This is a genomic window from Candidatus Hinthialibacter antarcticus (assembly GCA_030765645.1).
GTDB lineage: Bacteria > Hinthialibacterota > Hinthialibacteria > Hinthialibacterales > Hinthialibacteraceae > Hinthialibacter > Hinthialibacter antarcticus.
This window is the reverse complement of record JAVCCE010000063.1, coordinates 67428-92704: the sequence shown is the minus strand read 5'-3', so window position 1 is coordinate 92704 and position 25277 is coordinate 67428. Positions and strand designations below refer to the sequence as shown.

General features: G+C 50.5%; 15 protein-coding genes. 3 read left to right on the top strand and 12 right to left on the bottom strand.

What is annotated here, in order from left to right:
- Positions 1–41: 41 nt before the first annotated feature.
- The 5 genes from P9L94_15475 to P9L94_15455 all read right to left on the bottom strand — a co-directional run bounded on the left by P9L94_15475 (position 42) and on the right by P9L94_15455 (position 6963).
- Complete coding sequence (locus P9L94_15475; protein MDP8245484.1) at positions 42–1103, bottom strand: hypothetical protein; 1062 nt, start codon at positions 1101–1103, stop codon at positions 42–44.
- Positions 1104–1166: 63 nt separating this feature from the next.
- Complete coding sequence (locus tag P9L94_15470; GenBank protein ID MDP8245483.1) at positions 1167–1748, bottom strand: prepilin-type N-terminal cleavage/methylation domain-containing protein; 582 nt, start codon at positions 1746–1748, stop codon at positions 1167–1169.
- A gap of 16 nt (positions 1749–1764) precedes the next feature.
- Positions 1765–3837, bottom strand: coding sequence for an FAD-dependent oxidoreductase (locus P9L94_15465; protein MDP8245482.1), 2073 nt, complete (start codon positions 3835–3837; stop codon positions 1765–1767).
- Between the two features lie 189 nt (positions 3838–4026).
- Positions 4027–5433 carry a Gfo/Idh/MocA family oxidoreductase gene (locus tag P9L94_15460; protein ID MDP8245481.1) on the bottom strand — a complete coding sequence of 469 codons (1407 nt, stop codon included), beginning with the start codon at positions 5431–5433 and terminating at the stop codon, positions 4027–4029.
- A gap of 198 nt (positions 5434–5631) precedes the next feature.
- Positions 5632–6963 carry a Gfo/Idh/MocA family oxidoreductase gene (locus P9L94_15455; protein ID MDP8245480.1) on the bottom strand — a complete coding sequence of 444 codons (1332 nt, stop codon included), beginning with the start codon at positions 6961–6963 and terminating at the stop codon, positions 5632–5634.
- Between the two features lie 437 nt (positions 6964–7400).
- Here P9L94_15455 and P9L94_15450 point away from each other — a divergent pair, with 437 nt between their 5' ends.
- The gene (locus tag P9L94_15450) at positions 7401–10553 is read left to right on the top strand and encodes a glycosyl hydrolase (GenBank protein ID MDP8245479.1); all 3153 of its coding nucleotides are present in this window, start codon (positions 7401–7403) and stop codon (positions 10551–10553) included.
- Positions 10554–10627: 74 nt separating this feature from the next.
- Here the strand turns inward: P9L94_15450 and P9L94_15445 are convergent, their stop codons facing one another.
- The 3 genes from P9L94_15445 to P9L94_15435 all read right to left on the bottom strand — a co-directional run bounded on the left by P9L94_15445 (position 10628) and on the right by P9L94_15435 (position 15432).
- Positions 10628–12697: a LamG-like jellyroll fold domain-containing protein gene (locus P9L94_15445; protein ID MDP8245478.1), complete on the bottom strand. Its 2070-nt coding sequence runs from the start codon at positions 12695–12697 to the stop codon at positions 10628–10630.
- Positions 12698–12800: 103 nt separating this feature from the next.
- Positions 12801–14840, bottom strand: a complete 2040-nt coding sequence (locus P9L94_15440) for a LamG domain-containing protein (GenBank protein MDP8245477.1) — start codon at positions 14838–14840, stop codon at positions 12801–12803.
- A 49-nt stretch (positions 14841–14889) separates the two neighbouring features.
- A complete protein-coding gene (locus P9L94_15435) occupies positions 14890–15432 on the bottom strand; it encodes a prepilin-type N-terminal cleavage/methylation domain-containing protein (GenBank protein MDP8245476.1) in 543 nt (180 codons plus the stop codon).
- 566 nt (positions 15433–15998) lie between these two features.
- Here P9L94_15435 and P9L94_15430 point away from each other — a divergent pair.
- On the top strand, positions 15999–17429 hold the full coding sequence (locus tag P9L94_15430) for a Gfo/Idh/MocA family oxidoreductase (protein MDP8245475.1): 1431 nt from the start codon (positions 15999–16001) through the stop codon (positions 17427–17429).
- Between the two features lie 562 nt (positions 17430–17991).
- Here P9L94_15430 and P9L94_15425 read toward each other — a convergent pair.
- Genes P9L94_15425 through P9L94_15410 form a run of 4 tightly spaced genes read right to left on the bottom strand, consistent with a single transcriptional unit; the run spans position 17992 to position 23724 of the window.
- Entirely contained in the window at positions 17992–19263 is a 1272-nt protein-coding gene (locus P9L94_15425) for an ABC transporter permease (protein ID MDP8245474.1), read from the bottom strand.
- 6 nt (positions 19264–19269) lie between these two features.
- Entirely contained in the window at positions 19270–19974 is a 705-nt protein-coding gene (locus P9L94_15420; GenBank protein ID MDP8245473.1) for an ABC transporter ATP-binding protein, read from the bottom strand.
- Positions 19974–21872, bottom strand: coding sequence for an HlyD family efflux transporter periplasmic adaptor subunit (locus P9L94_15415; GenBank protein MDP8245472.1), 1899 nt, complete (start codon positions 21870–21872; stop codon positions 19974–19976). Before P9L94_15415 ends, P9L94_15420 begins: the two co-directional genes overlap by 1 nt.
- Entirely contained in the window at positions 21865–23724 is a 1860-nt protein-coding gene (locus tag P9L94_15410; GenBank protein ID MDP8245471.1) for a TolC family protein, read from the bottom strand. The genes P9L94_15415 and P9L94_15410 overlap by 8 nt, the downstream gene beginning before the upstream one ends.
- A 310-nt stretch (positions 23725–24034) precedes the next feature.
- On the opposite strand from P9L94_15410, the gene P9L94_15405 reads away from it, so the two are divergent.
- Positions 24035–25273 carry a hypothetical protein gene (locus tag P9L94_15405; GenBank protein MDP8245470.1) on the top strand — a complete coding sequence of 413 codons (1239 nt, stop codon included), beginning with the start codon at positions 24035–24037 and terminating at the stop codon, positions 25271–25273.
- Positions 25274–25277: the final 4 nt, after the last annotated feature.

Below are 25277 nucleotides of genomic sequence, written 5' to 3'. Positions count from 1 at the left end.
GGAATATCCAAGCAGCCTTAATTTTGAAGAACGATCAATGATTAATACAAAGACCAGATGTTGACATTTGATGGTTCAGGTACAATGGCGTGATCGAACAATTGGTTCGCAAAGCCATCAGCGTCGCCAAAGTTTTCCAAGCCCACAATTTGTAAAATCTGCGGGAACGGAAGGTCTTCTAGTTCAGATGAATCATAAATAAATATCTGGCTATTTGAACCAGCCGGTCCATTGTGGTTGGTTGCGATAAACCGTTCAGACCCATCATCAATTAAGGTGAAGTTCCAAACGCCGCCGAGACCGTCCAAGGTAAAATCAAATGATCCAAGAATATTGCCGCCGATATCTATCCGGTCAACCGAACTGTTACTGGTCGGGATCGCCAACATCTCATTAGAGTCTTTGAGATACGCCAGCGAGCGATAGGCTTTTTCCGTCGGAATTTGATCAATTGCGGCGCCGCCTGATTCATTATAAATATTGATCCACGAGTCAGTCTCACTCGGAATCAAGATTCTGCCGTCAGGCAAGATCAACGCTTTTCCGCTGCCGCCGTCGCCGTTGCCTTGAGGCGTTTCTGTCACGTCGAATGGCGTTATTTGTGAGATTTCTCCCCCTGAAAAACTATAACGGAACATGTGCGAAGGAAACGGAGGTTTGGGACCATTACTCATCAAAAATAATTCATTCGGCGCGAAACTACTCAGCCAAGTCCCTTTGGTCACTTCCGGGTCTAAGATAAAAAAGTCCAAGGCGCCGTTTGATGAGATTCGCAGAATTTCACCACGGCCAGAAGGAAACTCTACCGCCTCGGTCGCTGATGTCGGAACGCTGGTCAGACCAATATAGCAAGTTCCATTTGGGTCAAATGTCACGCCTAAGGGGCGACGGCGGCTGGTGTCGCCCAGTTCCCAACGAATGACTTGCACAACTTGCGCTTCGGTTGCGTCCGGCGAACCAGGCAGAGCGACCTCGATCAACATATCATCCGCCGCATCGACTAAAACCAGATTGCCCGGCGTGAAAGGCTGCTCCATTTGCGCGTACGCGAACCCCGTTGCAACCAATCCAATGAAAAATACCATCCATAAATTTCTTGCCATCTTCAATTCCTCCCTTTAGGTTTAATCGTTCGTCAATGTATCTGTGACGAATCATTTATTGATTTATAAGCCAAACCGCATGATGTCTCCATTGGATGAAACGCCATTGGACACCTCAAACGGCGCAAGGTCGCCGCCGCCTGCGGCTTCAAAATCGCCGTCGGGACCGTAACTCATCAACGCCCACTGTTTATTGGGATGCCGTTGGTCAGGAAAATGGCGCCCCAAGGCGTTTTCATTGCGATACGTGTCTGCGAAGCCAGGTTCCCAATAGGGATAAGTATTGATGTATTCTGTACTGACGTCTTCAAGCACTGCTGTATTAAATTTATCTTCGGGAACCGACGACATGTATGAGATGGGCGTGGTCAACTGGGCCAACCGTTGCGCGCGCGTCAACTGGCCGCCCTGGCATTGCCCGTCTTTGAACCCTTCAACGCAAGTGCGGGGCGCGTTGTTATAATCAAGCCGATAGCTTTCGATGGCCGTGCCTAAATTTCTCATGTCCGCTTGAACGCCCGCAATCTTGGCCCGAATTTGCGCATTCAAAAAATTGGGAACCGCAATCGCCGCTAAAATGCCAATGATGGCGACGACGATGAGTAGTTCAATCAAGGTAAATCCGTTTGCAACATGCTTTTTCATCTCAAAAGCCTTTCTATCAATTTTGGGGGAGCCACTGCACAGCGTCAGCAATGACGTGTCCATTAGTCCCCTTGGTTTGGATTTCAACGATTGCGGGTTTTTGCGAATTAAATGGAAATACGCCCAACGAAGTGAATAGATCATCATGCTCAGGCGTCTTTTTTTGATTGACGACTTTCTGAGATGAACCTTCGGCATGAGTAACCACAACCGGAACATTGCTGGCGCGGTTCGCATTCGGTGTATAGGAAACGCGAACTTCATAATCGCCGTCATTTAATTTTGTTGAAAAAGAAACCGACTTTTCCCCTTTGTCTTCATTACTGTCATGCAAGTAACCCGCGTCGACATACGGCTTGATGCTTGAACTCATCGACCAATTACCTTTGCGGTCGGCTTGTTTATCGTCAACCACCGTGCCATGAAGTTCACTGGAGCGGACCATGGATGGGTCATGTAATTCTAATACCTGCCCATCGCTCAACATGCGCTGGCGAAGACGTTCGTAAGGCAAGTCTTGCACTGCGATACCGCTTTCGAGCGACATCATGGCAGCCGTCGCCGCTGACTGGCCGAGTATCATGAATACCGGCTCCATACGAATTGAGCCGAATGCGATATGGCTGGATGAAAGGCAAACTGGCACCAACAAGTTCTCGCATTGTTCTTTTTTGGGAACCAGCGAGCCATAAGCAATTTCATAGGGGCGAGGCGGATGAACGCCAATGTCGCCTTCATTCTGCACAAAGCCGTCAGGCTTCACATAGCGTTGCACGTTGTGTGAATCCATGGTGTAGGAACCCATGCCGACGGAACCAGGCGTGACTCGTTCATCCAGACAATCTTGCTCGGTCATTACATACTCGCCGATCATGCGGCGGGCTTCGCGAACATAGATTTGATGAGGCCAACCGCCGTTGTCAAGAAACTCATCTTTGGGCAATCCCCATTGCGCCATGCGCTGGCGTAAGCCGTCTGGTACGCGGGGGTCATTGGCGATGAAGTACATGAGCCCTTTTTGATAAGTTTGATGCTCTTTTAATATTTCGCGGCGCACCTCATACGACCCTTCGGGATACTCATAGTTGTAGCCAATGTTGTCTGTACTAAATGGGCCATGATTATTGGTGTCCGTTTTATGATTGGGGATCGGGTCAAATTTCCCGAAGACGCTGTTCCACCCTGCTTGAAAATTACGCAGAAGCAGTTCGTATTGAAATGGATCGTACCCTTCTGGCTTGGGAAACGGGATACGGTTTTCATCAACATCGGTGAGGCACATCCGGTAGCAGTAGGCTTGGATGCGCTTATCGCCTTCTCCCCGTTTACCGGGCGAAGCGGCGCTGATACGCGGCAGCAATCCGCTGGTCGGATCGCCGGGGGTCACATAAGGATCGAGGTCTTTGTTAAACCAATGACTGTGATGAAGGATGCCGACCTGGACGCCGTTCCAGGTTTCGCCATAGACGCGGCGCGACTCACGCCCCACATGATAATCAACGCCAGCGGCGGCCATTAAGTCGCCTTCGTAGGTTGCGTCAATAAACATGCGCCCTTCATAAACCGCGCCGGAAAGCATGGTGATGGATTGGATGCGACCGTTTTCCGCCTTCACGCCCATGCCCGGTTCGCGGTTCAACCATTCGTCGCGAATGACGGGGATTTCATACTCTTTGACGTAGTCTTCATATACTTGCTCGGCGACGTGCGGTTCAAAAATCCACATGGTGCGCGCATCGCCGTCGATGGCGGGCGTACCTTGGCCTTTGTTGCCGTATTCATCGCGGGATTGCCATTTCCAGGCATCCGGCTCCTGGTAGTATTGCCATACGCGGTGATAAAAATCGCGACCCAGCCCGCCGATGGCGGATTTGTCGCCGCTGTCAGTCCAGCCCAAGCCGCTGCTGGTAAGGCCGCCCAGATGAATGTCAGGGCAAACGATGATCGCGCTTGCTCCCATGCGCTTTGCCTGCACGGCTGCAATTACGCCTGATGAAGTACCTCCATAAACAACCAGGTCATAAACCGGGCCTGCGTACGTTGGAATATTCAGTAGAAAAATGAAAAGTAAAACAGAAAATTGGCGCATGAATAGCTCCTTCGTTGTATTTTTCAAGGTATGAGTGGTATGAGATAGCAAAGAAATTCAAAGATAGACCAATAGCTATTTTACAGAAAAATTACGCCGCCGTCTACCAATAGTATCGTCTCTAACAATCAACACCGCATCGTACCTTGAACAGATACGATGCGGTGACATGCAATCAAGAGCCGTTAATTAGGCAACGCCCGGGTGCTGCCAGGGAGAACGGTATGGTCGATTCAATAACCGCGTGGCTTCATCATCGCCGACAACGATCTTCTTTTTGGGGTCATAGACAAACGGCCTTCCCCCTAATTCCATTGAGAGGTTCGCCATGATGCAACTCGCGGTTGATATGTGGCCCGCTTCGATGTCGGCGACAGGTCGGCTGCGGTTTTCAATCGCGGCGAGAAAATCGAGCATGTGCAGCCTCGTTGCCGGCGCCGCATTTAATTCGATATCTTTTTCTTTCACATCTTCGGGATATTTTTCACGTTCATATAAACATTCAAAATGAATGGGCTTGGCGTTTCTTCCATTCGGGATGAAATCGGCGCGCATGGTGCTGGCTTTCAGCGTTCCTTTATCGCCGTATATGAAAACAGCCCAGGGATAATCAGGATCGGGCGAGCTGCCCCAGGTGCGATGTTGCCAGACTGCGTTGAATTTATCATATTCAAACGTAGCGGTCTGCGTATCCGAAATATTCGACTTGCCGTCTTTCTGCACCAGAATTCCGCCTGTTGACGTGATCCGGTTCGGCCAGCCCAGGTCAAGCATCCAACGCGCCGTGTCAAGCATGTGTACGCACATGTCGCCTACAATGCCGTTGCCGTATTCCGAAAACGTGCGCCACCAGCGGCGATGGGGCAAACCGTCATAGGGCCGCAACGGCGCCGGGCCGGTCCACATCTCGTAATCAAGAAAATCAGGCACAGGCTCAAGCGGCGGGTTGTCATTCGCGCGCATGTGGTAATAACAGCACATCTCGACATGCCCAATCGTACCAAGCAGGCCAGCATCAATCACTTGTTTTTTCACATCAATAAGGTGCGGCGTGCTTTTTCGCTGCGTACCGACTTGTACGACCCGGTTGTATTTCCGGGCGGCGGCGACCATTGCTTCGCCTTCACTCACATCAACGCTGATGGGTTTTTGCACATAGACGTCCGCCCCGGCTTTGACCGAATCAATCATCTGCAGCGCATGCCAATGGTCTGGCGAACCGATCAGAACGATATCGAGTTCGTTTTCTTTCAGCATTTCGCGGTAGTCGTTGTAGGTGCGCGGCGTTTTTGCATCCGGCCGCCGTTGCCCATGAATTTCGAGCGCTCCCGCTAACATGCGTGTATCGGGATCGCAAATGGATATAACTTCGGCAGGCGTGACTTGCATGAGGCGCCACAGGTCGCTTTGTCCATACCACCCGGCCCCGATCAGCCCAACCCGCTTTGGCGTATTCGCTGCGGCTGCGAATACCTCTGCATTCAACGCCGACATAGCCAAACTCGCCGCACCAGTTTGAAGCAAACGGCGTCGGCTGATATTGAACGATGTCAGATTTGAATCTTCTCTTTGTATTTTCTTGGCATCTATCTTCATCCAAATCACCTTCTCATTCGTTTTTATAAAAAGGCAGTGATTCATTCACCGCCAATTGAAACAATTAGAGCGTTTGTCAAAAATATGTGCGTAAAGCGCGCCCGTAGCCTGCCTGCCGCAGGCAGGGGCTCAGCGATAGATACCGTTACGAAAACTCAATCCGCACAGTGTTCTGGCAACCACTATAAAATAACTTACTCAGAGTTTCCATCCTGGTCGATACTCAATCTCGAGATGCTGATTGGCTTTTTTGTGATTTGTGAACACGCATTTTTCACGATCCCATTTCAGTTTCTCCTCGTCATAGATGGTCGCGATAACGCCGAGCAGCGCAAGTTCTGAAAGCGGCCCGCCATATTCAAAATTGGAACCGGCTTGTTCACCGCTCTTACAAGCGCGAAGCCATTCTTCATGGTGACCGCCTTCTACGCGGGGATATTTTTGTGGAGGGTCCTTATATTCTTTTCGTAATGACTCCGGCAACAACTTCGCGCCGCCTCCACCGTGAGAACCGTGTAAGATGCACCCTTTGTCTCCAATAATCAGAGCGCCCGCTTTTTGGTTCCAATCATCTAATTCAACATTTTTAAGTTGAGGCAAATTGAGTTCTTTACCATACGTCCAAGTCACTTTTACGGGCGGCTTGTCGCCGCGCGCAGCAAACTCATAAGTGATTTCAGATTGAACAGGAAAGCGTTCAGGCGAATAATCGTTATTGCCATTTTTCGCTTGGATGCTGACCGGCGCCTCTAACTCTAACGCCCACACGCTCGGGTCGAGAATATGACAAACCCAATCGCCCAACACGCCGGTTCCAAAAGCCGACCAACTGCGCCATTTCCCCGGCAAGTATTCAGAATGATAGGGACGCTCAGCAACCGGCCCCAGCCACTGCTGCCAATCCAGCGTTTCTGGAACAGGCGGTCTGCTATCGGGTAATGGTTGTCCATTGCCGTACGGTTGCCTATACCATGCCTGCACTTCGGTTACCTGGCCGATGGCGCCGTCATCAATCCATTCGCGAATTTGGCGCATATCATCATAGGAATGTCCTTGATTGCCCAGTTGCGTGATGACCTTGTTCTCTTGCGCCGCTTTGCGAAGCGCCCGCACTTCATGAATCGTATGGGCCAATGGCTTCTCGACATAAACATGCAAACCGCGCTTGATTGCGTTCATTGCGACGACCGCGTGGGTATGGTCCGGCGTGCTCACAACAACAGCGTCGAGTTCCTGGTGTTTATCAAGCATCCGCCTGAAGTCAGTATATTTGGGTTGTTTCTCATATCGTTTGAATGAGTCAGCCGCCTGATTTTGGTCCACGTCGCACAATGCAATAATATTTTGCTTGCCGAACTGTTTTACATTATGTCCGCCGCGTCCGCCTGCGCCGATAATCCCGATGTCCAATCTATCGCTGGGAGGCTCAGCGCCGCGCCCAATGACGCTAGACGATACGATGAACAAACCGGCCCCCGCTGTGTATTTCAATACATTTCGTCGCGTAATTTGATGACTCTTTTTTGTCATGATCTAACTCCTCCGCCAAGACAACAACCAGTAATGCTGGATAGAGAACTTTGGCTTACGCATCTCGGTCTCTATTCAATCAAAATTCGGGTCGGGATGATAGGTGGTTTGCTTAAGAGGGAATGCTCACGATCCATCCCGCCTAGTCTTGCAGCGCGTCGTTATGGTCATATCGTAAGTTATATGGGTACGACTCTGGGAGCGCCTGTGCATAGGGCCTGAAAGCCCGCACTGAAGCGAGCAGAGTTGCACCCACGCCAAAAACCAAGTAAAAAAAACACTCAGTTTTCGAAATAACTTCATTTTTTCCCTAAACAGATACTCCCTATCCACTTTATCGTAAATCTATGAAATAATCCTAGACAATTGCGCTGTCATTCCGTACACAGCCGCATACTACATAAGCCATCATCTTTGATTAACAGGGAGACGCTTCAATGAAAGTTCTTTTTACTACCTTCTTTAGCATCCTGATTACAGCCAGCGCGTTATTCACTCATGCCAATCCGGGCGATGTGAAAATCACTTCGCTGAAACAGGCGCTTGAACATTTCGCCGACCCGCCAGCCGCGTATCGCCCCGCCCCGCTCTACACATGGAACGGCGACATGGAAGAAAAAGAACTTGCGCTCCAGTTAGACGAATTCAAAGCGGGCGGCTTCGGCGGCGTCTTTGTTCATCCCCGCCCCGGTTTAATTACGCCCTATCTGTCTGACCGTTGGCTTGAGATGTGGCGCTTCACTGCGGATGAATCCGCCAAGCGCGGCATGGTGACTTACATTTATGATGAAAACAGTTATCCGTCCGGCTTCGCGGGCGGTCATGTCCCCGATGAGATTCCCGGCTCGGGGCAGGTTTCGTTGCGCCGTCAAGACATCAGCGCAGAACAGATAAAAACGCTCGAACTCAATTCAACTGCAATTGCACTATACAAAATTGCTGATAAAAAAACCGGCGCATATCAACGGGTCGAACTGCCTACGATCCCAAAAGGCGAAACGCTTTCCGCAGCGGACCTAAATTTAGCCGAGGGCGACTACATCCTTTATACAGAACAATACCCCGGCCCGTCGCCCTGGTACGGCGGCAAGACGTATGTTGACGTCATGCGCCCTGACGTATCGAAGCGCTTTCTTGACCTCACCTTCGACGCGTACGATTCCGTCTTGTCTGACCTCTATGGAAAAACCGTGCTGGCGTCTTTCACCGACGAGCCGCAAGTCGCAGGCGCTTGGTCGTCGATGGTCCCGCCAGCGTTTCAGGCGCGTTGGGGTTACAACATTCTCGACTGCCTGCCGTCCATCCACAGCGACGTGGGCGACTGGCGCAAGGTGCGGCACGATTATTCGGCAACCATTCTTCAATTGTTTATAGATAATTTTGTGGAACCGTATTCCAAAGCATGCGCCGAACGCGGCATTGCTTTAACAGGCCACGTCTGGGAACACGGCTGGCCCCATTTGAACCACAACCCGGACATCATGAGTTTTTATCGCTGGCAGCAATGGCCCGGCATCGACTGCTTGATGAACGAATACAGCGAAAGCGCCAATGCGCAATTCGGCAACTACCGCGCCAATAAAGAACTCGACAGTATTGCCAACCAATTGGGCCGCACCCGCCGTTTGTGTGAAACCTACGGCGCCGGCGGCTGGGATTTGCGCCTGGAAGACGTCAAACGAATCGGCGACCACCTGTTTGCGGGCGGCGTAAATCTGATGAACCCGCACCTGAGTTATTACACCATCATGGGCGCCAGAAAGCGCGACCATCCGCAATCGTTCTCGTATCACCAGCCCTTCTGGGATGCGTTTCATATTCCAATGGATTACTTTGGCCGCTTGTCGTGGGCGCTTTCCGCCGGGAAAGCCGACGCGCCGATTCTCGTCATTGAGCCGACCGTCACCATGTGGATGTATAACTGGAGCGGCAGCCAGGGCGAAAAACTCAATCACCTGGGCGCAGAGTTCCAATCTTATGTCACAGAACTGGGCGCGAAGCAAATCGCCTTCGACCTGGGCAGCGAACCCGTGATGGCGGAGATCGCCAAGGCGCAAGGCAAGCAACTTATCGTCGGGCAATGCGCGTATGATGTTGTTGTACTTCCACCAGGGCTAGAAGCATTAGAAACAAGCACCATTGAGTTATTAAAAACATTCGCCGCCAACGGCGGGACGATTGTCAGCTACGTCGGCGTCCCAACCTATGAAGGCGGAACCAAAAGCGACGCCGCGCAAGAAATAAAAAAACACGCAGGCGATAATTGGACCGACGAAAAACTCACCGCCGAACAACTGGCGCAACGCTGGGGCAACGCTGGCGTCGTCATCGACGCCGACGCGCCAGAAGCAGGCCGCGTCTTTCATTTCGCCCGCGACCTGGACGACGGCAAATTGGTATTTCTCATCAACACCAGTCTCGAAGATTCATCAAAAGGCAGCGCAACAATCAACGGCGCCTACGCTGAACACTGGAACGCTGTAACCGGGAAAATTGAAACGGCTGATTATACAAAAGACGGCGGCGCGGTATCGTTTGATTTTAATTTGCCGCCCGCAGGCAGCGCCTTGTTTGCGGTGTATAACAACAAGCCCAATCACCAAACAGTCGCGCCCCAAACCTGGCAAGAAAAATCAAAGCCGCTTACACCCTCTGGTGAAATGCGGATTGCGCGGCAAGACGCCAACGTGCTCACCCTCGATTACGTCAACTATGAAGTCAACGGAAGCAAACAACAGGGCGCGTATTTTTATGACGCACAAACCGCCGTCTACAAAGCGCACGGCTTCGACAAAAACCCGTGGGACAACGCGGTGCAATTCAAAGATGAAATCCTCAAGCGCGACCACTTCCCCGCGGATTCCGGTTTCGAGTTTCAATACCCATTTACCATTGAAGGCTTCAACGACATGCCCGCGTTGGAGTTTGTCGTCGAACGCGGCGGCTTCTATACAGTGACAATCAATAACCATGTTGTGAAACCCAATCCCGGCGAATGGCGCATTGACCGCGCGTTTACTGTCTATTCCATCAAACCGGAATGGCTTAAGAACGGTGAGAATATTATCACGACGGCTGCGAAACCATTCTCGCTCCACATGGAAGCGGAACCGGCTTACCTCTTCGGCGAGTTCAATTTGAAGTCGGTTGAAAACGGCTACGCCGTCACGCCGCCCCAGCCGTTGCAACCGGGCGCATGGAACCAACAGGGCGCTCCGTTTTATTCAGACGCGGTTGCCTATGAACAAACCTACACGCTCGGCGCTAACGATAAGTCGCAACATTATGTCGAGTTGCCCAATTGGCTCGGTACAGCGGTACGCGTCGAAGTAAACGGCAAGGCAGTCGGCAATATTCTTTGGCAACCCTATCGTCTCGACATCACCGATGCGCTACAACGCGGCGAGAATACGGTTTCGGTTGTTGTAATGGGAAGCCTCAAAAACCTGTTGGGACCGCATCACGCAGGACAGATGCGCGGCAGAGCATGGCCCAGCGCGTTTCATCAAAACCCCAAAGGCGGACAGCCCGCAGGCGAACAATACGACACCATCGGCTATGGCTTGTTTGAGCCGTTCGTGGTTTATTAGTTAGGTAAAGGGATTTACGATAAAAAATGTCCCCCCCGCCCCATTTCTAAGGCGGGGGGGACATTTGGTTTGAATTAATGCATCTTCACTTCGGAAGCGAGGTACAATTCGGGCGCTTGTAAGTCGCTGGTCATTTCCGGCGGCATCATCCAAACGCGGTCGCCGGATTGGTTGCAAAAATACAGCCGCGAAATCGAAGGCTTAAGCGCGTCGCCGTCCGCCCAAAAGGCGTAGAAATCGGGATGCGCATTTAAAACGCGGCGAACATACGTGTGATTACGCGGGCTGCCAGAGGTAAGTTGGCGGACCTTGCGCCAGTGTTCTCCCTCATCGTCGCTCTGCCACAGGGCGACTTCGCCGCCGGTGCAATAGGCTTGCGGGCCGGGTTCCGTAGGCGCAATCATCTTCCATGCGCCGCCCGGCTCAATCCAAAGCGACCCCATATCGTAATTGTGATCGACGGCGGCGACGGAATGGAAGCGCCATTCGTCGCCCACCCAATGGGCGATGGTCAACATGCGTTCGCCGTTCTCCGGGCCGGATTCAAAACCGTCGCTGAGTGTGTAAAAGATGACCGGATTACCGCTCGGATCGTAGATCAGGTCTTTGAGATAGACCAGTTTTTTATCCGCCTGGTAGTCGTGCGCCAACGCGCGGTTGTCTGGCTTGTCGAGTGGAATTTGCAGCGTCTCGCCCTGGATGTTCGTCCAGGTTTCGCCAAAGTCTTTCGTCTGCATGTAATAGATGTTCGTCCGTGCATTGAGACCGCCTACGGGCGGGTGATAGTTAAACGCCGTTCCACGCACGGCGCCGTGTTGTTCGCTGGCCTGATAGTGTCCGCCGAAGCCGCTGATTTTTTTATCAGCGCCCCATTGCAAACCGTCAGCGCTGGTATTGACGTACATCTCTCGACCGCCCGTGTATTTCGTAAATAAAAACATGAACCCAAAGTCAGGGACGAAGCGCGGTTGCGGGTAAGTGAATTCTTTCTGTTCAATCAACTCAAATTCATCAATTGAATAGGGATTTACGCTGCGCCAGATGAACCCGTCTTTACCGCCGTGCGCACTGGCAAAAATCCACAAGTGGCCCTGCGGGTCAATTTCAAGTACGGGATTGTGGTGCGCGTCTGATGTACCTTTTTCTTGCAGGATAGCCGGGCGGGCGAGTTGATTGCTCGCATGGTCATAATACGAAACCATCATCAGCAACGCATTTGTTTCGCGATAGCCTTTGGTTCCGCCATAGACGAAAAAGGTTTTATTCACTTCGGGCGCATACTGCGCGTGGTGGCGATGTTTGGCGCAGTAAGTCCCCAGCCCGCCGCTGTATTTATATCGGTATTCGTCATCGGAAGGCTGGTTACTATACCAGATGCCTTGGTAGCCTTGCGCCGGGAGGGTTTTAACGATTAATTCGGCGGGTTTCGACTCAATCCATTTGCCGTGGTTGTTGTAACTACTGAGGTCCTGAATCGTGTCTCCGTGAAGCGTTCGCGAAGACCAGTAGGCAATCATTCCATTCTCGCGCAACACCGTCAAATTGTCATTGCTTGGGTCTGCTTTCGCTAGCGCGTTAATCTCTTCTTGCGGGAGAGCGCGGTTCCAAATGCGAATGTTTTCCATACGCCCATCGAGAAAGCGTTCCGTTATGAAACCGTTCAAAAAGGCCCCGATGGTGAGCGGCGAATCATTTTGCAACAGGCGATGGGCGCCGCGTGTAGTCGCCTTCAATTCACCATTATAAAACAGTTGTTTTGTTCCGTCATTTTTATAAACGCCGACGCAATGAAACCATTCGCCCGCTGGAGGAGGATCGGCGTTGGCGTGTGAATAGCCGGATTGATCTTGCGTCAGCATCCGTATTTTTCCATCATATAAATAGAAGGTGAATTCTTCGCTGGCGGCGCCCCGGTTCATAAAAATCTGGCTGCCGTCGTTGTGGTTGAGTTGAATCCAGGCTTCTAAGGTAAACTCGTTGCCTTGAAAGCCATTGAGCGCGTCAACTTGAATATATTGGTTCGATCCGTTGAATTCGATTCCATTGGTTGGAGTCCAACCATCCTGAGCATACAAATACGCAGGGAACAAAAGCAATAGGAAAAGTAGAATCAAATGGCGATGGAATTTGCGAAAAGAAATCATATCAGTTCTCCTTACAGTTGATGACGAAACGCGCATGAAAAGAGGAGGCGAATGGCCGCCTCCTCATGATTGTATCTATCATTATGCAGCGCTGGTTCATTGATTAATACAGGCTCCAGTTGGCGACGGGTGAGAACCCGATCAACGAAGCGTTGATATTGTTACCGCTCAAATCTTCAAGCATGTCATCGGTCGCTGCGCTGGATGAATAGTAAGCGATTAGCCCGTTTTGCGCCATTTGCGAGATATTTTCATCTGCTGGCGAGGTCGCAAGTAATTCTTGAATTTCGCTTTCAGACAATGCGCGGTCCCAAATGCGAATGTAGTCCATTGAGCCTTCAAATACACTCGATGTTGGCGAAAACGCTCCGAAGAAAACCGGGCCGTCCGGCCAATCAATGATGCCGGGGGCATTGACGCTATCAACCAATACGCCGTTGTAATAGAGGTTGAGCGTCGTTTCGTCGTAGGTTCCCGCAACATGAATCCAATCATCCGACGGCGGCATGGGCGCTGCGGCGTCGCCAAACGGGCCCATCTGGAAGTGCAGCCGGTTGCCGAAGGAATTACTGCCATATAATGAAAAACTAACATCGAGGCCTGCGCGGCTGACGATGCTGCGATTGCCGATATCTACCAGTTGAAAAATAGGCGCGAGTTTGACCCAGGCTTCGACGGTGATGAGGTCAATGTCAAACGGCGTCGGATCTTCATAGAGCGCGTATGTATTGGCGCCGTCAAAATGAATGCCGTCTCCTGGAGAAAAGGTGAGATGGCTTTTATCAATTTCAAATGCGCTCACCGCGCCGTCGTGACCGTTGCCGCTCAAGTCTGCGATCGTCGTTCCGTCTACCGACCGGAGCGCCCAATATGCGATCAAGCCATTGCTGACCATCGCGGGGATGTCTTCTTCTTCAGGAGGCGTTTGCAGCAAAGCGAGAATTTCTTCTTCACTCAACGCTTTGCCCCAGAAGCGCATGTTCTCCATTTGACCGTCGAGATGGCGGCTGCCCGGCTCTAGTGCGCCAAGATAAAGCGTATCGTCATTGTTCGTTGGATTCGGAGAACTGGTGATTTCATGTTGAAGGATGCCGTTGTAATAAAGCCGCTTGGTTCCGTCTTCCGATAATGTCCCGACAATATGAACCCAAGTCTTCGCTGGAGGAACGAGGCCATTCGCGTGGCTGTAACTGCTTGCATCTTGCGTCAAAAAGCGAACGCGATCATAAAGGTAAAACGTAAAGTCAGATGGAGCGCCACCGCGGTTCATGAAAACCTGATTTTGAAATGATGCGTCAAAGTAAACCCAAACCTCAGCGGAAAACGCGGATACATTGAAGTCTGCAACGTCATCAATTTGAATGTAAGTACTTTTTCCATCAAATGAAATACCGCCTTCCGGCTTAAACGAAAGTTGACTTTCATCCAGAGTGAATTCTTTAAGAACAGCATTATGGTTGCCCGCCATATCCGTCAATTCACCGTTGGATGAGGCGCTGGAACTCCAATACGAAACCAAGCCGTTGCTCTTCATCGCATCAATATCTTCATCAGTTGGCGCCGTCGAGAGTAGTTGGTCGATCTCTTCTTGCGACAGGCTTTTGTCCCAGATGCGAATGTTTTCAATTAATCCATTGAGATGGCGTTCACCGGGTGAAAGCGCTCCAATTAAAATAGGGACGTCGCCGCCGTTCATTACGCCGGGGTGTTCGGTTTCTGCAACCAATACGCCGTTGTAATACAGGCGAACCATATTTTCATCATAGGTTCCTGTTATATGCACCCAAGTATCAACCGGAGGGACTTCAATTTCGGCGAGGCCGTAATCGACGCCGACGTTTTCAACCAGAAAACGGTAGTTTCCATTGTTGGCGTAATGGGTGAAGAACTGGCTGCCAGATCCGCGCCCGACCACTTGTTGCTGACCGCCGTTGTCGCGAAATTTCACCCAGGCTTCGACGGTGATTGCAAATACGTCAAAGTCTGAACTCGGTTCGACTTCATAATAATTGCTATAACCGTTCAGTGAGACGCCCCGGTCGGGTTTCCAGGTTAACTTTGATTCGTCGAGTTGAGACCAAGAGGCGGTCGCGAAGCATGTGAGCAGTAAAAGTGAACAAGCAGTATAAAACGGTTTCATCATGTCCATCCTCCAAAGAGATAGTAACAACCAAATTAGATTTAACTTCACATCAAGGGCCGACGCGATAAATGTCACCGTCGCTGTTTAATCCATTCGTTAAATTAAACCATAACAAGTATTGCTTTTCCGTTGATTCAAAATCGAGGTCGGGACCAAAACTCATGATGGCCCAACCGCCCTTTTGATTTTTATATGTCGCCATTGATGGATCGTCAAACCAGGTCCCCATCCTTCGATGGTCCATCGTGTCGGGTCCCCAGAACGGGTAGACGGCGTTTTCTTGAAAATCGACTGTATTGAAAACGTCGCGTACGCTCGCTGACATATATGCGACGGGCGTAGTCAATCGGCGAAAACGGATGATGCGCGGATTAATAAATGTTACGGAGTCGGGCAGATAGGTGTTGGGATACTTACCGTAATCAATCGAGTACATCTCAAGCGCAGTACCGATGGCTTTCATGTTGCCTTCGGTGGCTGCGATGCGCGCTTTGAGTTGCGCATTCAAAAAGTTAGGTACAGCAATCGCTGCGAGAATTCCAATAATGGCGACGACGATGAGCAATTCAATTAATGTAAAACCATTTTTCATTTCATATCCCCAAGAGAAAGCGTTATTCCGGTTTGAAATAACAATGCAAGAAACTAAGAAACTAAGTCGATTCAATCCTTAAGAATGTCATGTAATTGTTATACGGATATTTCATGAACTAGCAAGCGTGAAAATAACAATAGAGTGATAAATGTACAGAACTGATAGTATCGTCAATTTCTATTAATGAAATTGATAATTTTTGAATATTTTGGTTCATCCTGTAAGTGATTACTTACATTGATGGATGACCATACTATTGATTAGGCAAATGGTTTCCGATATATCAAAAATTGAAAAATAAGTCATGTACGGGTGCAACTCTGAGAGCGCCTGCGCATAAGGAAGCGAGCAAAACTGTCCCCATGCCGTACGCAACCAAAGACCAAGCATTGATGAGATGGCTTCTATAAGTGGTTGCTAGAGTTTTGATAGCGATTACTATTTTTCACAGATTTTCGCGCAAAGCAAAAACGGTTCAATTGGATAGAAAAGGCTCTCAGATTTGGTATGATAGTACCGTGATTCGTAAATCCCAAAGTATGACAGTCTGGGAGGCTGGAAGAATGAAATCGACGAAAAGGACACAAACATCTCAGCAAAAAATTTCAAGACGTAAGGCAATGATACACGGCAGCGCAGCCATCTCATCAGTGATGGTGCTCCCCCGCTATGTGTTGGGCGGCCCGGACAACGTAGCGCCAAGCGACAAACTGAACGTAGCCGTTATTGGAACCGGCGGTCGCGGAACGCAAAACATGAAAGAAATTATCCGCCAAAAAGACTGCCGGGTGATGGCCATTTGTGATGTGACTGAGTCTAACGACTACAGTCGGTTTTATTATGGCGGAACCTGGGGACGCGGCCCGGCGAAAGAAATTGTCGATCTTCGCTATGAGTCGGATGATTCAACCAAAGACTACCCCAAGTGCAAAGTCTATATCAATCACCGCGAAATGCTTGAAAACGAGAAATCAATCGACGCCTGCATCGTCGCGACGCCTGACCACACCCACCCGATCACAGCCATGGATTCGATGAACCTTGGCAAGCACGTGTATTGCGAGAAACCGCTGGCGCGTACGGTGTATGAATGCCGTATGATGGCTGAATGCGCCAAGAAAAACAAAGTCGCAACCCAGTTGGGCAACCAGGGCCACAGCGGCGAAGGCCTCCGCAGCACAAAAGAATGGATTCAAGACGGCGCCATTGGCGAAGTGAGAGAAGTACACGCCTGGACAAAAAGCCGCGCGCGCGTTGGACGCCGCGAAGGCTTCCCGGAAGCGCAGCCTGTCCCCGAAGGTCTTGATTGGGACCTGTGGCTTGGGCCCGCCAAAAAGCGCCCCTATAACATTGATTACACGCCATACACCTGGCGCGGCTGGTGGGACTTCGGCACCGGTTCCATGGGCGATTTCTTCTGTCACAACGCGGACCCAGCGTTCTACGCGCTTGAACTAGGCCACCCGACCACCGTGGAAGCCACGCAATATGGGAACACAGATTTCACCTTCCCGCTGGCTTCGATGGTTTACTACAATTTCCCGGCGCGCGGAAACATGCCGCCAGTGAAATTGACCTGGTATACGGAAATGATGCCCAGTCTGCCGGAAGAACTCGCTCCAGGTGAAGAACTGGTGGGCGGCGGCCAAGGCATATTGTTCGTCGGCAGCAAAGGCAAAATCATGTGCCCCGGTTGGGCCGGCGATCCGGTCTTGTTGCCTCATTCGCTCAACGAAAATTACAAGCGGCCAGCGAAAACAATTGTGCGCTCCAAGGGTCACCATCGCGATTGGGTAGACGCCTGCAAAGGCGGCGAACCAGCCAGCGCAAGCTTTGAATACGGCGGCTTCTTAACAGAAATGGCGATGTTAGGAAACGCAGCCATTGGCTCTGGCGAGAAATTGTATTGGGACGGCAAAAACATGAAAGCCACCAATACTGATAAAGCGGAACCGTTCCTTAAACCTGAATATCACAACGGCTGGACGATCTAATTCGGCTTTAGAAAATCTGTAATAAAAAGGGCGTTTTCTTTAACGGGAAAACGCCCTTTTTCGTTGCAACGGAAATAGAAATCCTCTCCTCTTTTATAATTTTCCCATCAAATAAACTCATTCTTTTTGGTTCATCCGGTATAGGCATGGGTGTAACTCGGGGAGCGCCTGTGCAATAGGGCAATAACATTGACTTAAGACTTTTAGCCCCCTTTTTTAAGGGAGGACGGCGCTGAAAGCGCCAGGGGGGATTTCAAAACAGCACAAATAAAGCGATACATTCAAACAATATTTCAAGGGCTGGCTTCATTTTATTCAGCCTTGCCCTTGCCACTCCTTAAATAAATGACATTGCTGTATGAGGGCATGAAAGCCCGCACTGAAGCGAGCAGAGTTGTACCCATGCCTCATGCAGCAAAATCTCAATTGAATTTGTAAAAAATATCCAATGGTCCGTTTTTGTTGTTGGTATGAAAATAAAATCCCTCAAAGATATTTCTCTGAGGGATTTTTTCTTTGAGATGAAATAGGGAGGCAGAATAGATGGTCGCGGCATGATTGCTTACTCGTGCCGCAGCGCAACGATGGGGTCCAGATTGGCGGCGCGAATGGCGGGGTAAATGCCAAATAAAATCCCGACGCCCATACTGATGCCCAGCGATAAAGACAGGCTATAAAATGTCACAACGGTCGGCATGTCGGCGAAATACGTAATCAACCAGGGAATCAAAATGCCAATACCCATACCGATCAAACCGCCTGTGGTTGAAAGCACAACCGTCTCAATTAGAAATTGAAATATAATTTGTTTCTTCTTCGCGCCGATGGCGCGGCGTACGCCGATTTCGCGCGTACGTTCTGTAACCGACGCCAGCATGATGTTCATGATTCCGATTCCGCCGACCAATAAACTGATGCCTGCAATGGAACCCAGAACGATATTAAACGTGCGCTTTGTCGCTTCCGCCTGGCGCAACAACGCCAATGGCACGCTCATTTTATAATCAACTTTTTTGTGGAACCGCTTCAACATCGCTTCGATTCCAGCGGCAGTAGGTTCAACTTCATCGACGGAACGAACTTCGGCGATAATTTGATGAAGTTCCACCTTTTCGCGCGTGGACGACCCCGCAACCCGTTTTGAGAAAATGTCGCCAAAGCGCTCCCGCGCGACATTGAGAGGAACATACGCATCAATTTCCTGATCAGGAGTTTGGATATCGCCGCCGATCATTCCCGCGTTTTGAGTGATCCCGATGACTTCAAAATATTCACCGCCCAACCGAACCGCCTGCCCGACGGTGTTCCTTGTCGCAAGCAGTTTCCGTACGCCGTGTTCCGTCAACACAACGACGTTCGCTTTGGTTTCAAAATCGCGGTCAACAATGATGCGCCCAGCGACAACAGGGCGCTGCACCAGTTCGAACCAATTCGGCGTCGTCCCAATAATACGAAGTTCCATCGCGCGCATTCCAAGCCGCCCTTCCCGGCGCACAACTTTGACCGGGACCGTTTTACTGACGCTCGGAAAACTTTCGGAAAGGCGCCGTTCATCTTCGTAGAGCAAACCATAGGCGCTTAAAAACCCGCCGCGCGAATTGGTTGACGATTCTTCTTCGACGGATTTCTCTGATGAAATAATGATGTTATGGCTACCCAGTTTTCGGATCCGATCAAGCGCTTCCTTGCTGGCGCCTTCTCCAACGGCAAGCATTGCGATAACGCTTCCCACGCCGAAGACCACGCCAAGCATCGTCAAAAATGAACGCAGTTTATGCAGCAACAGATTTTTAACGCCCAATTGTATTTCGAGCATATAACGGTCAATCAACATGGTTCATTATCCTTCAATGCGTTCAATTCTACCGTCTTTCATATAGAGACGCTTACGCGCATGGGCGGCGATATCTTGTTCGTGCGTCACCATAATGATTGTTTTGCCTTGCTCGTTCAGTTCCGCCAACATCTTCATAATTTCAACGCTGGTCGATGAATCCAAATTCCCGGTCGGTTCATCCGCAAGCAAGATCGCAGGATCGTTCGACAACGCCCGCGCAACTGCAACGCGTTGTTGTTGACCGCCGGAGAGTTCCATTGGGCGGTGATCTAAGCGGTCGCTCAATCCTACTTTCTGAGCAAGGAATTGGGCCCGTTCGGCGCTTGCTTCCGGCGTCCAGCCTTTGTAATAAAGAGGCAGTTCTATATTTTCTTGTACGGTAGACTGAGGGATCAAGTTAAAACTCTGAAAAATGAAGCCAAGGTGCGTTAAGCGCATATCGCTCAGGCTATCATCATCCAATGTACTGACGTCATGCCCGCTAAGAAAATACTTACCGCGCGATGGTCGGTCGAGACAGCCCAACAGATTCAGCATGGTGCTTTTTCCCGAACCGCTAGCGCCGAGAATCGCCCAAAACTCACCTTTTTCAAAAGAGATGGTTACGCCATCCAACGCGCGGACTTCTTGCGTACCCATCATATAGATTTTGTGCACGTCTTCTAAATGGGCCGCAAGCCCATCTTGGCTACTCACTGTTGCATTCATCAATTGCTCTCGCCTTCACGCGGTTGACGCTCTTGTCCGCCGCCGGCGCCGCGCTGCCTTTCGCCGCCCTGGCCTCCGCCGCGTTGTCCTCGCTCACCATCTCCGCGCTGGCCCTGCTGGCCTTGTTGAATACGCTTCTGCATAGCTGCGCGTTCTTCCGGCGACATATTTTCAATCCGTTTGCGCATCTCTTCCACTTGTTCCGGGTTTAAATTAGGTCGCTGTCCGCCGCCCGGTCCGCCAACATTCGCGCCGGGGCCTGGAGGCCCACCTGCCGGAGCGCCGTCGCCGCGACCTCCCTGCTGCCCCGCTTGTGGATCTCGACGTTCCGCACTTCGACTCGGCGCAGGCGTGATTTCTGCCATTTCAGGAATATCAATTAATTTCTGGTTTCGCTCTTTGTTGTTTACTTCCCCGGCAGCGAGCGGAGGCGTCAGCACCACTTTTTCGCCTTCTTTCAATCCACTGGCAATTTGGATGAGCCGATTGTTATCGGGGCCGATTTCAACGGCGCGTTGCTCCATTTCATTTCCGTTCATAACAAACACGGTTGGCTGATCGCCGACTTTCAACACCGCTTGCACCGGGATGTAAGTCGTATTCTCGAATTGAGCAATGATGATTTCCGCCTGACAACCCATCCCGCTGCGCAAATCTTCGCCGTTGCCGTCGATCAGAATTTGCGAGTTATACACTTTCAAGTCCGGGTTGCTAAAGAAACTTTGTGAATCAGGCAGCGGCGCAATGACGCTCACTCGGCCGTAGTAGGTTTTCCCCGGGAGCGCATCAATCGTAATGACGACAGGTAAACCGACATTTATTTTTTCCAAACTAGATTCATGAATTTTAACTTCGGATATATAAGACGCGGTTGTCGGCAAATGAATAAGTTCTTCACGCTCCCGAACATTGCGGCCTTCTTCCAGCGGTTCATCATTTCCAAAGCGCCGTTGGCGAACGCTGGTTGCATAAACCACCAAGCCTTCTTGAGGCGCATATATTTTCGCTTTCACAATCTGGTCTTCTAATTTTTCCAACTTGCCTTTTTGCCGGTCAAACTCAGACAACTTCGCTTGCAATTCAGCCGACGCTTGCACGATGCTGGCGTTGGCTTGGCGTTTGGTTCGTTCAAGCGCCATTTCGGCTTGCTTGACGTCGCTGCTTAATTGTTCAAATTGGCGTTTGTATTCATAGTCTTCTAACAGTTTCAAATCGCCCTTCGCCATATCCAATTGAATTTTGCTGCGATTAGCGGCCAGTTCATCTTTTTGAAAGACTGTCTGCGAAAGATATTTCTCATTAAATAAGACTTCTGACCACCGCAGGGTTTCTTTTGCTTGTGACAGTTCTTCTTCTTTGAGTTTAATTTCGCTCTCGCGCTCATCCAGCAGTTTGGGATACTCTCCCTCTTTGTATTTCTGCAAATCCAACACCGCAAAATCAAAAACGAGTTTCGCTTGGTCAATATCACTCTGCGACTGGCTCTCGATAATGGCGAGGCTCTCGCGCGCATTGATGTAGGAGGCTTCGGCGTTTTGTACGGAAATCGACTGATCGACCAAACTGTCTTGCAGCGAGCTCGAATCTAATTCAACCAGCAGTTCGCCCTCTTTGACTTTGGTCCCTTCAGGAATCAGATACAGGATGGTGCTTTGGCCTTCGAGATCATTCACAATCACGACTTTGTCTCGCGCTTGAATGGTTCCCGCAACGGATTCGCTGATCGTAAGCGGCCCCTGCTGTACATCATAGATGGGGTAATTTAATGATTCGCTGTCAGCCAATTGTGATGAAAAAACCATATACCCGCCAACGGCCAATACGCAGGATACAATCAGCATCAACCATACGGACGGACGGTTTACGAACCCTTCTTGATTGCGACCGTGTTTAGACATCACTCAACTCCTCTGGAGGGATTTCGCTCCATAAGCCAGTTTCATCAACGAGCAGGAGGCCCAAATCCCGTTGTAGTTCTAATTCTGTGATCCGGTAATCAATGCGAGCGGCCGTCAGCGAATTTTGTGAACTCAGCAAATCTTCTTTGGCTGAAACCAAGTCGCGAATTTCGACGCGCCCCGCTTCTAACAACAAATCGGTCATCGCGACCCGGCGGGCGGACAACGCCTCAGCTTGCTCCTGAATGCGCAAACTTTCGCGCACTTGCTGGAGGTTCCGCAAGGCGTTTCTTACATCCAGTTTGATCGAGTCTTCAAGGTTTTGTAAATTACGCACGGATTGCTCTAATCCAAGAATGCTCTCGCGGTAGGATACCACCTCAGCCGTACGTTCAATGGGAAGGTCAAGCGTCAACAAAGCGTTGTAGCGGCCTTTTTCGACATCCAGATCATAATTATCAGAGCGGGATGATGAGCCGAGGCTTCTTCCCTCGCCAATATTTGCGCTCCCCAAAAGCGTAAATTCTGCTCTAAGCCTATCGGCGGCGACGACGACAGAGCGCTGCGCATCATAGACCTCGCCCAAAAGAATGCGCAAATCAAGCCGGTTTTCCAGCGCCAATCCGATGGCGCGTTTTTCTTCAATTTCATACGGCCCAACGTATTCTTTTGAAGGCGGCATAAGATTCACGGGCGCGTCCGCAGGAGGAATGACTTCTTCGAGTTCTAGTTGTTCCGGGCGCGGGATGCGCTGCTCGACAGAAGCGGCCAGTGAATCCAACTCGTTCCGGTCTAACTCAATTACGGCGTCCGTCGGCAGGCCGAGAAGAATTTTCAGTGAATCCAAACTTCGCTGAAACGCAATTTCAGCGCGAATCCAGCGTTCACGGGCGACGAACTCATTTTGAATCTGCAAGTCAACATCAACCGGGTCAATCTGTCCGGCGTCGCCCAGGCGGCGCGTACGACGGGTCGACATGACCACTCCGCGATAGTTCTCTTCGGTGTTTGTAATTTGGTCGGCGGCTTGCAAAACAGATAAGTAGTTGACGGCGACATTAACGGCGAACTCACGCTTGAAGCGCTCGAAATCATAGATCGCGTATACCACTTCCCGTTCGGCCTGAGTCAGTGGTTCCGCAACGATATGTTTGCCGGAACCACGCAGAAGCGGGATCGATATCGAAGCGTCGGCAAACAAACTGCTCGATGACTCATCAAATGGGTTCAACAACTTGGCGAGGTCTAGCCCGATGCGGCTTGTCAGGCTGATGCCGTTCATAAATTGGCGGGACAGCCCGGCGACTGCGCTGTTCTCAGAGCCGCTGGTGGTTTCGCTTCCGCTCAAATCAGCGCTCAACGTACTATCCATCGCCCCGCTGAATGTGTTGCGATACCGATCGCGAGCCAGGTCTAAACGCAAGGCGGAACGAAAGACCGTTTCTTTTGCATTTTGATATTGACGGCTGCTTTTCGCTGCGATCTGTAATGCTTCAATCAAGGTCATTTTCAACGGGCCGCTGATTGGAGCAATCTCGATCTCGCCGCTTTCATCTTCTGGACTCAGATAGTCATCTTTGGGCCAATGCTCGATTTCATCGAGGTCTTTGGCGCTCAACGACGCAGGGCCTGAATATTGCAAATCCTGGTCTAACAACAATTGTCGGCGCAATGTAACTTCGGGAGGCTCAACGGAAAACGGTTCCGTACGTCCCAGCGCTTCATGTTGCTTTTGCTCAATGATATTGAAAGCCGTCTTGTCTGCGTTTTCGCGGTATTTCCCTGCGGTCGAACAGCCTAGGGTCAACAGCGCTGCGAGTAAGAATGTGTAAAATCGATAGTCCCCGTACATAACCATTCTTTCTTGTTTTTTGTTTTGTCGGAACATTAGTAAAATTGGTTTCATTTAATCATTAACTATGTGATGAATAGCGCATTTTCCGGGATGAAACGCACTCAAACGGGACGAGATCAACAACACAATCACATTTACAATCAATGATAAATCATAAAGAAGAAAGCGCTTGGCGTCTATGCCGTCTTCATGCAAGATTATTTGAGATCAAACGGGGCTCGAAGTCATCCATTATTTTGGTACCATACTTATTATTCCATTCGCTAAAGAATGAAGAGCCATTGATTCAATCAACAAGGAACCAACCATGCAAAAGCGACTTGCCGTTTTCTTAACCAGTTTTTTCGTTGCGATTTCAATTCAAGCGGCTGAAACCATCGAGCAAAACTATGAGTTTGATGGATCAATGTCCCGCGAAGTTTTGTGCAACTACCTAACCCGCGCCACGACGTTTTCTGAGTTGCTCCACTCTGAAAATGTCAACACCCGGCTTGGCGGCAATACAGACGACAATCTCCGCATGATTCAACATGTCGGGATCAAACTTGCGGGCCGGGCAATCTATATGTGGGGCGGCGAGTCGCGCCTCGAATCAATCATCGCAGACGGAAAATCAACCGCAGCGAGAGTCCATAAGGCGGCGCCCGATTTGATCTTACAGTCGGCGATCTTTGAAATTGTCACTACCGAAGTCAATACCATTCCGCTGCCTGCTTGGGTATTTGAAGCATTTGGGGCAAAACCCGAAACCCGCAATTTCAGTTATGACGCCATGCTGTATCCTGACGGCCATCGCGTCAATCAATGGCGAGAAGGCAATTCCGTCCCTGATATGAGCCAGTTAGAAACCCGCATGTGGTTTTATTACCTGGCCGTTCGTTATATCGACATCGGCGTCGAGGCCATTCACTTTGGACAGGTCGAGATCATGGACGACCGCGATGAAGATCGCCAACACTGGCTCGACATGATGACCCGAATACGCCAATACGCAAAAGAACACGCGCGGCGCCACTTCATTCTTTGCGACGCTCACGTCCCCAGCGGCGGCATTGTCTTTCCCGATGGTAAATTATTATTTGATTTCCACACCTTCCCTCTTCGCATCAAAGCCATTGCTAACAAGCCGCAACAAGGCGTCCTCGAAGTCGGCTTTCTTGACAGCCTCTTCCAACGCAGCAAGGGCGGCGTCACGCCGAGCGGATGGCAATGCGACTCGCTGCCTTACTTGGTCGAGCTGGATAATTTTGGACGCAGCAGCCATCCAGGCGAAGACCGCGCCGATTATTTTATATGGGGATACGACGAAATATGCTGGTTCGCCAAGCAGAGCGAAAACTATCGCGACCTTTGGCTCCACTACGCTTGGAACTGGGTGCGGCGCGCCGATCCAAACGGCTACCTGCAAATGCCCATCAGCCGGACGCTGGCCGACCCGGCAGATGGAAAGCACTGGTATTGGGCGAACCGGCCCAGCGACGCCGTCCCGGGCGGGTTCAACCAGGAAGACGCCATCAAAACCATTTGGGAAAATGACTCTGAATAATTCT